This window comes from Bacillus amyloliquefaciens DSM 7 = ATCC 23350, from assembly GCF_000196735.1.
Taxonomy (GTDB): domain Bacteria; phylum Bacillota; class Bacilli; order Bacillales; family Bacillaceae; genus Bacillus; species Bacillus amyloliquefaciens.
In genome coordinates, this window is the sequence record NC_014551.1 from 3,421,796 (window position 1) to 3,434,555 (window position 12,760).

The window sequence follows — 12,760 nt, forward strand, 5'->3', positions numbered from 1 at the left end:
AAGCCAAACATTTTAATTCTATTCTACCAAATAATCATTGGCTTGAATATCTCAAACGTCTATCTCTCTTCCGTCATCCACAGTGTTACATTTGAGAGAGAGAAATCTTTCAGATAGTGGTCGACCTCCACCTCGATCACGCCGCTGATCAGAAGCATGGACCGCTTAATATCCGTCAGATTGATTCCTAAACGTTTATGGTTTTTCATTAAGTAAGTGAAATAATGCTTTGCACACTCTTCATTGATTTCGTGAACACTTTCAACATTTGTGTAATTGACCAGGTATCTGCTGAACAGCATGAGAAGACTTAGTGCTTTTGTTGATGAAAATGTGACGTCTTTTGTTCTGTCTTTTAGTTGTTCCACTAATTCATAATATTTTTTTTCACGCACAATACTTGCCCTCTTCAATTGTGAACCCCCATTTTTTTATCCAGATAAGCACGGGTGATTACAGCTGCCGTGCTGAAGCGCCGCAAACACTTCTGCTTTCAATACTGAAATGCAGCTGCCAGACTAAAACTGTTCTCTATTAGAACCTTCTTTTATTGTAAGAACTAAAACTGACTGAGGCAACTTTCAAAAGTTTCATTTTGAATACATATTAACTCGGCATAAAGTCTCTCTTCCCTATAAATATCGGGTAATGTTTGTCCTTTATAAATGTTTAAATGTGAAAATTTTTTAAATATCTTGTCAAAAACGTCATAATTATATATCTTTCGATTCATTTTTGACGAAGGACAAAAGAAACAGGAGGCGAAAAAAACGCCTCCTTTTCATTTATTTTACAAATAATGATTTTAACGCCATTTGCAGCTGTAAATCATTTTTTTCGTCAGATTTCTTCTCGTTCATCAGCTGATTCATTTTTTCCGCTGTTTTTTTATCAATGACAGCTGTTTTATCAAGCTTGTTCCGGTCTTGAAACGCCAGAACGGCTTTTTTCATTGTTTTGCTGAAATAGCCGTCCGCCCTGCCCGGGTCGAAGCCCAAGCCTTTCAGCAGGATTTGGGCGTGTTTGACATCCGCACTGTTCATATCAGGCTGAAGCGGCTGTTTCAGCTGAAGCGGCCCCGCTGCAAAATAATCCGGCTGGCTCACGGCGATTGTCGGGGTAATGCCTTTTTTGTGAATCCAATTGCCTTTCGGTGTGAGCCATTTGTACAGCGTCAATTTAATGTTGCTGCCGTCTCCCATAGGTACGGCCTGCTGAACCGTTCCTTTACCGAAGGAGGTATCACCGACAACGTCATAATGTCCCGCCTCTTTCAATGCGCCCGCAAGAATTTCCGAAGCGGAGGCGCTTCCTTTATCTGTGATGACATTGATAGGATACGGCTTTTTATGTTTTAAGGTTGAGAAATATTGTTTTTTATTCCCGTTACGTTCCGCGATTTGAATATACGGCATGTCTTTTGTGACGAAATGCTTTAAAATTTGTTCGACGCTTTGAAGGTATCCGCCGGGATTTCCCCTTACGTCAAGAACGAGCCCGTCAATCCCTTGTTTCTCAAGCTTTTTCAGCGCCGCTGCGAAGTCCTGAGCGGTATGCTCGGAAAATGTGGATATGCCGATATAGCCGACATGATGCCCGCCTGATTCTTTGCGGGAAGCAAATACGGTTTCCAGCGGAATTTCCGCTCTTTTAATCCGGAATGACAGCTGTTTTTCAGTGCCCGGACGCTGTATTTTAATAGAAACTTTCGATCCTTTTTTCCCCCTGATTTTCAGCACGGCTTCGTTTAAATCTTTCCCGTTCATTGACTCGCCGTTTATACTGATGATTTCATCATTCGGCTTGAGGCCTGCTTTTTCAGCCGGAGATTGCTTAAACGGTGAAACGATAATGATTTTATTATCTTCCATACCGACTTCAGCGCCGATACCTTCAAAAGAAGAATCAAGAGAATCGGAAAACTGCTTGGCGGTCTGCTTGTCCATATAAACGGAATAAGGGTCGTTTAATGTAGACAGCATCCCCTGAATCGCTCCTTCAAGAAGCTTTTCTTTATCTACATTTTCTACGTATTCGTTCGAGATCAGCTCATATGCTTTTTCGATTTTTTCCATTGCCTGGCTTCTTTCTGCTTCTGATGAATTCGGCTGTGCCGCCCCGGCAATATGGGCGCCGCCGCACATGATGCTGACGGCCGCTATCGCTGTGATAATTTTCTGTTTCATCGTTTACCTCCTCTTAGTCCTTTTACGAAAACCTGGAGATAGTATGTGTAAACCGGAAAGAATTCATGTAATGGCAACAAAAAAATGAATACGCAATTGTTTCATATAAATGGGTAACGTATAATATTCTGTATATAATTCATTAAATATACAGGAGAATACGATATGAAAATAAAATTATCAATTTTATCCGCAGCGGTGCTGGCCGCAGGCATAACCGCCTTTTTCTGGCAAAAAACAGAGGCCAATGAAAAAACGCAGACGGATGCCCTGTATGTTTCTCCCGCAGGCAGCGATCAAAATGATGGAACGAAAGAAAAGCCTTTCCGCACATTGAAGCATGCGGCGGAAAAGGCTGAGGCCGGAACAACCGTATTGATTCGGGAAGGAACGTACGATGAAACATTTGAGGTCAAGCACAGCGGCACGTCTGAGAAGCCGATTACATTTCAGAACTATCAGAATGAGCATGTCGCCATCAGCGGCAAATCTGTGTCAGACGGCGATTCTGAAACACCATTAATTCAAATCCTCAATAAACAGTACATTACCATTCACGGCATTACGCTTGAAAATCTCTCCGTTTCATCAGAAGATGCGACAGCGATGGGAATCTACGTCACCGGATCAAGCAGCCATATTACCATTGACGGCAACCACATCCAAAACATTAAAACAACGGCTGATGACGGAAATGCACACGGCATCGCGTTTTACGGCACAGGCGCGATGAAGGATGTCAGCATCACAAATAATACGGTTGAAAAACAGACGCTGGGCGCAAGCGAGGCGGTAGTTCTGAACGGAAATATTGACGGATTTAACATCGCCGGCAATACCATCCGGGACAATAACAATATCGGGATTGACGTGATCGGCTACGAAGGAACGTCCAAAGAAAATGATTATGCGCGAAACGGCGTCATTGAAAACAATACAGTGAGCCATAATTCCTCTTACGGAAATCCCGCCTACGGCAATGAATACTCAGCGGGCGGTATTTACGTTGACGGCGCAGAACATGTGGACATTAGGAAAAACACCGTTTACAACAATGACCTCGGCATTGAAGCCACTTCTGAGCATAAAGGGAAATACGCACAAGATATCCGGATTACGGATAACAAGGTGTATAACAATGCTTACACGGGTATTTCAATCGGGGGCTATGACACGAAGCGCGGCGGCACAATTAATTCCGTGATCGCTCACAACATCATGTACCGAAATGACACGAAGAACCTTGACGGCGGCCAGCTGCTGCTGCAGTACGACACAAAAGGGAACACCATCGAAAAAAACATCATGACGGCAAGCCGTTCCCGGATTTTTATCGCAAATGATTTTACGAAAAACGAAAGCAATACCGTTAACCATAACGTCTATCACAAAGAAACAGGAAAAGACGGCATTTGGAATTGGAAAAACAAAGAATACCGCTCATTCACAGCTTACCAAAAAGGAACGGCAAACGATTCAAATTCGATTTATGCGGACCCGATGTACCGTGACGAATCGTCTTATGACTTTACATTAAAGCCCGGATCACCGGCCCTGCCCGTCATTCAGTAACGGAACCATCAAAAAAAGCCAGTCTTTATCAGACTGGCCTTTTTTTATTTATACACGAAGGAATTTTCGGATGGAAGTCAGGCTTCCCCATACTCCGATAACCGCGCCGATCAGAATGAGCACAAGTGATACTTGGAACACAAACGGACTGTACGGCAGAAGTGAAACAAATGAACCCTGAACTTTCGGAGCCACCCAAGCGACCATCGACTGGTACGTACTGAGCACGAGTGCGATCGGTATGACTGAACCGAATACCCCGAGCAGCAGACCTTCAAGGAAAAACGGCCAGCGGATAAACCAGTTTGTCGCACCGACAAGCTTCATGATTTCAATCTCTTTTCTTCTTGCGAAAATCGTGATTTTAATCGTATTTGAAATTAAGAACATCGCCGTGAACAGAAGGCCGATGATTAACGCAATCCCGATGTTGCGTGACACGCCGACGATCTTAAACAGACGGCTGACTTCTTCTTTTCCGTATGTCACTTTATACACATGATCAAGCTTCTCAATTTTTTTCGCGACTTTCGGCGTATCATGCGGATCTGTCGTTTTGACGATAAACGCGTTGTTCAGCGGGTTTTCCTGATCTTGCATTTTCATGGCCTTTCCGCTGTCGCCGAAGCTTTTGACCAATTGATCAAGCTCTTTATCTTTAGATGAAAACTCTACGCTTTGGATTCCCGAGATGTCCTTAATCTCATTCTGCAGCGTATCCTGCGTTTTCTTATTCGACGTCAAATCAATTAATACTTTAATCTCCACTTCTTTTTCAGCATTTTTAGCCATGTTGTTTAAGTTCAGCATAATGACTAAAAACACGCCGACCAATATCAATGTAACGGTAACGGCACTGATGGATGCAAATGTCATCCATGTGTTTCTTCCGAGAGATTTAAAACTCTCACGCAAATGGCGCCCGAGAATTTTAATCATAAGAACCATACTCCCCTCTTGACTCATCACGCACAATAATTCCGTCTTCGATCGCGATGACCCGTTTCTTCATGGTGTTTACTATTTCTTTATTGTGTGTCGCCATCACGACAGTCGTTCCGCGGTTGTTAATCTCTTCCAGCGTCTTCATGACTTCCCATGATGTTACCGGATCAAGGTTGCCCGTCGGTTCGTCAGCTATAACGACGTCAGGATTGTTGACGATGGATCTTGCGATGGAAACACGCTGCTGTTCTCCTCCGGAAAGCTGGTCGGGAAACTGCCGCGCTTTATGCTTCAGCTGCACCAGATCGAGCACTTCAAGCACGCGTTTTTTAATGACTGACTGCTGCTCTCCGATAACCTCAAGCGCAAACGCAACGTTTTCAAATACCGTCAATTTCGGAAGGAGTTTGAAATCTTGGAAAACAACACCTATTTTACGCCGCACGAAAGGAATCTCTTTTTCTTTTACAGCCGCGAGATCTTTATGATTAATCAATATTTGCCCTTTTGTCGGTTTTTCTTCTCTGTAAATCATTTTGATAAAAGTAGATTTACCGGCTCCGCTCGGTCCTACGACATATACAAATTCTCCGGGATGAATCATGACTGACAGCCCGTTAATCGCTTTTACACCGTTCGGATAGGATTTATATACTTCTTTCATCTCTATCATGAAATCACCTAATCTTTTATTTATGTCTTGCAGCCATAGAGTTCGCAAAAATACTGCGGTTTATGGCCGATTTACCAGGAAACAGATGAAAAATCTGAAAGTTCCTTTTCCTCAGTACACTTCATTATACGTCAAATTTAGACATATTACTATTACAGTTTCTTTTCATTCCCAGGCCGTGAAAAAACCTTGCCCCTTATAACAGGCAAGGTTTTTCTGTTATTTTTTCTGTGACAGCCATTTGGCGATCTTTGTGGCGTCCTCATCACTTACAAGATGGCTCGGCATATTGCCGCGGCCGTTTTTAATGATGCTTTCAATTTTAGCTTCATCATATTTCCCGCCGACTTCCTGCAGATTGGGACCTCCGCCGCCTTCTAAGTCTTTTCCGTGGCAGCCGATACAGCTTTGCTGATAAAGCTCTTCGCCTGCTGACGCGGAAGCTTTTGATCCGCCTGAGCTGTCAGAGCTTTCTTTTTTTGATTCATTGGATCCGCCGCATGCCGCCAGCAGGACGGACATGGTCAGAACCAGCGCCAGCAGCGCCCATTTTGATTTCATATGTAAGATGCACCCCTTCGCTATTATAACTCCGTTTATGCGCGTTTGAAACCCTCGCCGAGCACCTCGCTTGCGTCTGCGACAATGACAAAAGCTGACTCATCAATTTGTTTGACGATTTGTTTCAGTTTTGTGAATTCGGTCTGGCCGACGACACACATTAAGATCGGCCGGTCATGTTCCGTATACCCGCCGACTGCGGAAATCTTCGTCACACCCCTGTCGATTTGCGTAAACACAGCCGACCTGACGGCTTCTTCATGCTGCGTAATGATTAAAGCCATTTTGGAACGGTTGAACCCGACCTGTACGACATCAATCGTTTTGCTTGAAATAAATACCCCGAGCATCGCATACAGTCCCTGTTCCACTCCGAAAACGAGCATCGCGCTCAGCACAATTAATCCGTCCATGATGGCAAGACACGTCCCTAACGAAAGCCCCGTGTATTTGTGAATGATCTGCGCCGCCAGAGCCGTTCCTCCCGTGGAGCCTTTGCCGAGATAAACGATGCCGATCCCCGTACCGATCCCCACGCCTCCGAAAATCGCCGCCAGCAATTCATGGGTCGTCGCGGCAGGGAGATCTCTTGTTAAAAAGACGGCAAGCGGCAGAACGATGGAACCGACAAGCGTCTTCATTCCGAATTTCCCGCCGAGAATGATCACTCCAGCGATAAACAAAGGAATGTTAATAATCCACTGCACGTAAGCCGGTTCAAAACCAAATGTTTCTAAAATGGTGCTGATTCCGCTTACTCCTCCCGCTGCTATACGGTTCGGCAGCAAAAATACGTTAAACACGACCCCTGTAATCGCCGCGCCGATCATGATATATATGTAATCTTTGATCAGACGGAGCGGTTTATTGTGATTCACATCCATGCAAAATCCTCCGTTCTCCGATTTTCTCTCGATAGCATTTTAAGTCTTCCCGGCTTAGAAGTAAATAACAGCCAAATACCGTATTAATTTGCTAAAGCGCTATTGTGAAAAACGGAAAAAGAGAAGCGATAAAAAAAACACACCATGCCATTGGCAGGTGTGTTCCCGGATTATGACAGTTTGGAGCGTAAATAGGCATCAATGAAGATATCAATATCTCCGTCCATGACCGCCTGCACGTTCCCCATTTCCGTATTTGTCCGGTGATCTTTCACCATGGAGTACGGATGGAATACGTACGAGCGGATTTGGCTGCCCCAGCCAATTTCTTTCTGTTCGCCGCGGATTTCGTCAAGCTCCGCCTGCTGTTCTTCAATTCTGCGCTGATACAGCTTCGCTTTGAGCATTTTCATCGCTCTGTCGCGGTTTTTGATTTGTGAACGTTCCGTCTGGCATGTGACGACTACATTTGTCGGCAGGTGGGTGATCCGAACGGCTGAATCAGTCGTATTGACATGCTGTCCGCCGGCGCCGCTTGCCCGGTACGTATCAACTTTAATGTCTTCGGTCCGGATTTCGATATCGATTTCTTCATTGAATTCAGGCATGACTTCACATGACACGAATGACGTGTGACGGCGGCCTGATGAATCAAATGGAGAAATCCGCACGAGACGGTGTACGCCTTTTTCCGCTTTTAAATAGCCGTATGCATTGTGGCCTTTAATAAGCAGTGTGACCGACTTAATTCCGGCTTCATCCCCAGGCAGATAATCAAGTGTTTCAACTTTGCATCCGCGTCTTTCCGCCCAGCGGGTATACATTCTGAGCAGCATGGAACCCCAGTCTTGGGATTCCGTACCGCCGGCTCCCGGGTGAAGCTCTAAAATCGCGTTATTTTTGTCATATGGTTCACTGAGCAGCAGCTGAAGCTCAAATTCATTCAATTCCTTCGTTAATGACTTCAGCTCTTTCTCAAGCTCTTGCTGAAGTTCCTGATCAGGTTCTTCTTTTAAAAGCTCATATGTCATTTGCAGCTCTTCGTGAGACTCGCTCAGCTGATGATAGGAGTTCACGTAGTCTTTCAGACCGTTCGCTTCGTTGATGACGGTTTGGGCCTTCTGCTGGTCATTCCAGAATTCCGGTTCCGCCATCTGTTCATCTAATTCTGCAATGCGGGCTTCCTTTGATTCGAGGTCAAAGAGACCCCCTGAAGTCCGCTAAACGAGAAGCCATATTTTCGAGCTCTGCCCTGATTTCTGATAATTCCATTCCATTCACCTCATTAAAAGATCCGGGGCGTCATAAGACGCAGACCCGGTCATGTTCGCTTCCTGCAGTCGTGACTATTCTGTCCGGCCGCAGCAATTTTTATATTTTTTTCCGCTTCCGCAATGGCAAGGCGCGTTGCGTCCGATATCCACGACTTTGCGCACCGGCGCTTTTTTCGCTTGTTTGGCTTCATCGCCGTCCTGCTGCTGATGAGCCGTCGTTTGGCCCTGAACAACTTCTTCGCGTTCCAGATTGCTTTCAATCTCGGCCTTCATGACGAATTTTGCGACCTCGTCCTCAATGGACTCAATCATGTGCTCAAACATTGCGAAACCTTCCATTTGGTATTCACGCAGCGGATTTGTCTGCGCATAAGCGCGAAGGTGAATCCCTTGACGCAGCTGATCCATCGCATCAATATGATCCATCCATTTTGAATCGACGGCACGCAATACGATTACTTTTTCAAATTCACGCATCTGCTCTGCGCCGAAATTCTCTTCTTTTTCATTATATTTCGTCATGATGCGGTCCATGATCATCTCATGCATTTCATCAGGTTCTTTTCCGAAGATATCGCTCTTTTCAAGCGCGCCTTCATCAAGATACGTTGTATTGACCAGCTCCACGAGTCCGTCAAGATTCCATTCTTCCGGAAGCTCCTCGCTCGGTGTATAAGCGGCAATCGCACGCTCCAGAGAAGACTTGATCATGCCTTCCACAATGTCACGCAGGTTTTCAGAATCAATGACTTCAAAACGCTGCTTGTAAATGACTTCGCGCTGCTGACGGAGCACGTCGTCATATTGAAGAAGCTGTTTACGTGAATCGAAGTTGTTTCCTTCAACGCGTTTTTGAGACGATTCCACGGCGCGTGACACCATTTTGCTCTGGATCGGCGTGGTGTCATCCATACCAAACCGGTCAAGCATCGCCATCGTCCGTTCAGCTCCGAAACGGCGCATCAATTCATCTTCCATTGAAAGATAAAATTGTGTGATGCCCGGGTCTCCCTGACGTCCTGAACGTCCGCGGAGCTGGTTGTCAATCCGGCGGGATTCGTGGCGTTCCGTACCGACGACTGCAAGGCCGCCAAGCTCTTTTACGCCTTCGCCGAGTTTAATGTCGGTTCCGCGTCCTGCCATGTTGGTCGCAATCGTGACAGCGCCTTTTTGTCCCGCTTCTTCAATGATCTGAGCTTCACGCTCATGGTTTTTCGCGTTCAGCACCTGATGCGGAATTCCTTTGTTTTTCAGAAGTTTTGAAATCAATTCAGACGTTTCAACGGCAACCGTACCGACAAGAACCGGCTGTCCGGTCATGTAGCGCTGGGCGACATCCTCCGCCACCGCCTTGAATTTCCCTTCCATTGAGCGGTAGATCAAGTCCGGACGGTCGTCACGGATAACCGGCTGGTTGGTCGGGATGGACACAACCTGCATGTTATAAATATTGCGGAATTCTTCCTCTTCCGTTTTTGCGGTACCGGTCATACCGGCCAGCTTTTCGTACATACGGAAATAGTTTTGGAACGTAATCGTAGCCAACGTCATGCTTTCATTTTGAATCTCCAAGCCTTCTTTTGCTTCAATCGCCTGGTGAAGGCCTTCGCTGTAGCGGCGTCCTTTCATCAGACGGCCGGTGAAGGAATCAACGATGACGACCTGGCCGTCCTCAACAACATAATCCACGTCTTTCTGCATCGCTGCATGGGCTTTTAAAGCCTGGTTGATATGGTGGTTTAAGGCGACGTTTTTGACATCGAACAGGTTGTCGATGCCGAACGCTTTTTCAGCCTTCGTCATTCCTTCTTCCGTCAGCTGAACGCCCTTCGTTTTGACGTCATACGTATAATCCTGATCCTTCTTGAGTGTGCGGACAAACGCATTTGCCTGCACGTACAGTTTTGTGGACTTCTGAGCTTGTCCGGAAATAATCAATGGCGTTCTCGCTTCATCGACTAAAATGGAATCGACTTCATCAATAACGGCAAAATGAAGCGGACGCTGCACCATTTGTTCTTTATAAAGCACCATATTGTCACGCAAATAATCAAAGCCGAGTTCATTATTCGTGGAATACGTGATATCGGCTGCGTAAGCTTCGCGTTTTTCGTCTTTTGACATCGAATTCAGGTTCAGGCCGACCGTAAGCCCGAGAAACGTAAAAATTTCTCCCATTTGCTCAGCATCACGGCTTGCCAGATATTCGTTGACTGTTACGACGTGAACGCCTTTTCCCGTCAAAGCATTTAAATATACGGGAAGCGTGGACGTCAGCGTTTTCCCTTCCCCTGTTTTCATTTCGGCGATATTCCCCTCATGAAGGGCAAGGCCCCCCATCAGCTGCACTTTAAACGGGAACATGCCGGTTACGCGGCGGGAAGCTTCACGAACGACGGCAAACGCTTCGACAAGAAGGTCATCCGTCGTTTCTCCTTTTTCAAGCCGCTCTCTGAATTCTTCCGTTTTATGTTTAAGCGCATCGTCAGAGAGATTTTCATAATCTCCTTTTACAGCATCAATGTCATTTGCAATTTTTTCGTATTTGTTCAGCGCACGTTTGGTCGGATCAAACATTTTATTTAAAATCCCAAGCATCTATAACGCTCCTCTATGTTCACATGCAAATTTCGCATGGAATAAATGATAATTTTCTGTCCATGTATACCTCTCATTATCATAACATACCTTTTGTTATTTCCAAAGAATTTGCAGATAAAGATAGAGAAAAACCTTCCGCGCGTTCACGGAAGGCTGGATGGGTTTATTCAGTCGGTTCAATTAATCCGTATTTGCCGTCATTTCTGCGGTAAACGACATTTGTGAGATTCGTCTCCGCATTGGTGAATACGAAGAAATTATGTCCGAGCATATTCATTTGGAGAATCGCTTCTTCATTATCCATCGGTTTTAAATTAAAACGCTTTTGGCGGACAATTTCCGGGCTGTCATCTTCAATTTCATCCTGAACCGCTACCGTGTCAGCAGCGCTCCCGTTCTCGAAGTAATGTTTCGGCAGACCCTGCTCACGGAATTTCCGGTTGACCTTTGTTTTATGCTTTCGGATTTGACGTTCCAGCTTGTTTGTTGCGAGATCAATTGCATTGTACATATCCTCGTTATGCACTTCGGAACGAAGCGCCAGATCAGTCATCGGAATGGTGACCTCAACTTTTGATTCCTTATCATTATAGAATTTTAAGTTGACGTTCACATCGGCATTGACGCTCTGCTCGAAATATCGTTCCAGCTTGCCGATTTTTCTCTCCACATGATCCTTTAACGCAGGTGTAACCTCAATGTTTTCTCCTCTGATATTGTAGTTCATCAAAGAACGCCTCCCTTTATCTAAGGATATGTATCTATTTCTCTTTTACCCCTTCTGATCCCTGCTGAAACGTTAAAATAATGTGTAAAATCAGTGAACGATGACGAATGGTGTCGGCTTTTTATCCGGCAGCTTCCGGCAGGATTAAAGTATATGCAAAGAACGCAGGATAAAGACCTGCCGCTTGCAGCAGGTCTAATGAAGAACATACGGTTTGATGCAGTCGTGCGTCTGCTCCATCCACAGCTTATAATGCGGCAGAAAGATGGTTTTTAAAAACTCCTGAAATGGAGCGGACGGGAAATCATAATCATTTAACATGCTGAAATCCTGAAAAATCTCGTCAAATGACCGAATCGCAGTCTCCACGCATCGGCACTCAACGATAGACAAAAGAAGCGCATGAGAGGAGTCGAGATGAAAAAAAGCCTGAATCAAATCGTTGTAAATCCGTTCGCCCTCCGTCTTAAAAAAATCATCCTGCGTATCCAATAGGTAGCAAAGCCCCTCATCAATCGTAAAAAGAAGCTGGTAGTATGCTGACACCAAATGGTAATCGTTCAAACTTCTCAAAACACTCACCTATTTGCGTTTGTCGTAATAACGGCCGTCACTTGTCGTTTGATGATACGGATTAAAATACGTATTATGGTACACCCGTTTTTTCTTGAGCGTTTTTATTTCATTTCGGATGCCGTCCTGGATCCGTTTCACTTCTCCGGTAATCAGGCGGTCAAGCGCGGTCACCTGCTGAAGCAGCGTTTGTTCTTCTTCGGAAAAAGGCGGTTTTATGCCCGCAAGCATCTCTTCCCTTTTCTCCGTAAATGCCGTAACGCTGCTGATGAGACCGTCGCTTTCCGGAGCATCCTTCAGTTCGGTGTACATGTTCTTCGTTTCGTTATACAAGGAAAAGACATTGCTGTTCATCAGGCAAGGCCGCCTGTGCCATGGCTGTTTTTCCGTTCGCTCTGCATGGCCTGCTTCCACGTATCGCGAAATTCAGTAACGAGCTTTTCCGCTTCATCTAAAAATCCTTCGTTATTCTGCACGTTCGCTTCGATCAGGCGGCGGCGGATGTAATCATAGATTGATGACATCTGCTCAGAAATCTCAATCTCCCGGTTTAACGTGATGCTGAGCTCTTGAATGATGTTTTGCGCCTTTACGATATTTTCATTTTTGGCTTCAGGGTTGTTTTGCTTCATCGCCTGCCTGGCCAGCTTAATAAATCGCAGGCAGCCGTTATAAAGCATAAGGGTCAGCTCTTCCGGAGCGGCTGTAAAGACGGATGTCTGCTGATAAGCAGCAAAAGGATTATTTATTGCCATTTTTGTGAA

13 protein-coding genes are annotated in these 12,760 nt (G+C 45.4%); 1 reads left to right on the forward strand and 12 read right to left on the reverse strand.

The window, feature by feature from the left end; genetic code table 11:
- Positions 1-59: 59 nt before the first annotated feature.
- Together swrA and ctpB are read right to left on the reverse strand one after the other, a co-directional pair.
- A complete protein-coding gene (gene swrA / locus BAMF_RS37645; protein WP_013353763.1) occupies positions 60-413 on the reverse strand; it encodes a swarming motility protein SwrAA in 354 nt (117 codons plus the stop codon).
- A gap of 372 nt (positions 414-785) precedes the next feature.
- On the reverse strand, positions 786-2,144 hold the full coding sequence (gene ctpB, locus BAMF_RS37650) for a carboxy-terminal processing protease CtpB (protein WP_374107361.1): 1,359 nt from the start codon (positions 2,142-2,144) through the stop codon (positions 786-788).
- Between the two features lie 207 nt (positions 2,145-2,351).
- Between ctpB and BAMF_RS37655 the strand changes: the two genes are divergently transcribed.
- Positions 2,352-3,758: a right-handed parallel beta-helix repeat-containing protein gene (locus BAMF_RS37655; RefSeq protein ID WP_013353765.1), complete on the forward strand. Its 1,407-nt coding sequence runs from the start codon at positions 2,352-2,354 to the stop codon at positions 3,756-3,758.
- 48 nt (positions 3,759-3,806) lie between these two features.
- Here BAMF_RS37655 and ftsX read toward each other — a convergent pair whose 3' ends face one another.
- From ftsX to fliS, 10 genes are all read right to left on the reverse strand, one after another.
- Positions 3,807-4,697, reverse strand: a complete 891-nt coding sequence (ftsX, locus tag BAMF_RS37660; RefSeq protein WP_013353766.1) for a permease-like cell division protein FtsX — start codon at positions 4,695-4,697, stop codon at positions 3,807-3,809.
- Positions 4,690-5,376, reverse strand: coding sequence for a cell division ATP-binding protein FtsE (ftsE, locus tag BAMF_RS37665; protein WP_003151418.1), 687 nt, complete (start codon positions 5,374-5,376; stop codon positions 4,690-4,692). Before ftsE ends, ftsX begins: the two co-directional genes overlap by 8 nt.
- Before the next feature lie 219 nt (positions 5,377-5,595).
- On the reverse strand, positions 5,596-5,937 hold the full coding sequence (gene cccB, locus BAMF_RS37670; RefSeq protein WP_013353767.1) for a cytochrome c551: 342 nt from the start codon (positions 5,935-5,937) through the stop codon (positions 5,596-5,598).
- A gap of 35 nt (positions 5,938-5,972) precedes the next feature.
- Positions 5,973-6,821, reverse strand: coding sequence for a YitT family protein (locus tag BAMF_RS37675; RefSeq protein WP_013353768.1), 849 nt, complete (start codon positions 6,819-6,821; stop codon positions 5,973-5,975).
- Positions 6,822-6,991: 170 nt separating this feature from the next.
- Positions 6,992-8,093 (reverse strand): peptide chain release factor 2 gene (gene prfB, locus BAMF_RS37680; RefSeq protein ID WP_115996803.1). Its coding sequence is split into 2 segments (ribosomal slippage): positions 6,992-8,020 and positions 8,022-8,093, totalling 1,101 coding nucleotides; the frame shifts between segments, so codons are not numbered across the junction.
- Between the two features lie 74 nt (positions 8,094-8,167).
- Positions 8,168-10,693, reverse strand: coding sequence for a preprotein translocase subunit SecA (gene secA, locus BAMF_RS37685; protein ID WP_013353770.1), 2,526 nt, complete (start codon positions 10,691-10,693; stop codon positions 8,168-8,170).
- A gap of 166 nt (positions 10,694-10,859) precedes the next feature.
- Positions 10,860-11,423 carry a ribosome hibernation-promoting factor, HPF/YfiA family gene (gene hpf, locus BAMF_RS37690; protein WP_013353771.1) on the reverse strand — a complete coding sequence of 188 codons (564 nt, stop codon included), beginning with the start codon at positions 11,421-11,423 and terminating at the stop codon, positions 10,860-10,862.
- Between the two features lie 195 nt (positions 11,424-11,618).
- Positions 11,619-11,996, reverse strand: a complete 378-nt coding sequence (locus BAMF_RS37695) for a hypothetical protein (protein WP_013353772.1) — start codon at positions 11,994-11,996, stop codon at positions 11,619-11,621.
- 9 nt (positions 11,997-12,005) lie between these two features.
- Positions 12,006-12,350, reverse strand: coding sequence for a flagellar protein FliT (locus BAMF_RS37700; RefSeq protein ID WP_013353773.1), 345 nt, complete (start codon positions 12,348-12,350; stop codon positions 12,006-12,008).
- Positions 12,350-12,751, reverse strand: a complete 402-nt coding sequence (gene fliS / locus BAMF_RS37705) for a flagellar export chaperone FliS (protein ID WP_013353774.1) — start codon at positions 12,749-12,751, stop codon at positions 12,350-12,352. Before fliS ends, BAMF_RS37700 begins: the two co-directional genes overlap by 1 nt.
- Positions 12,752-12,760 lie beyond the last annotated feature (9 nt).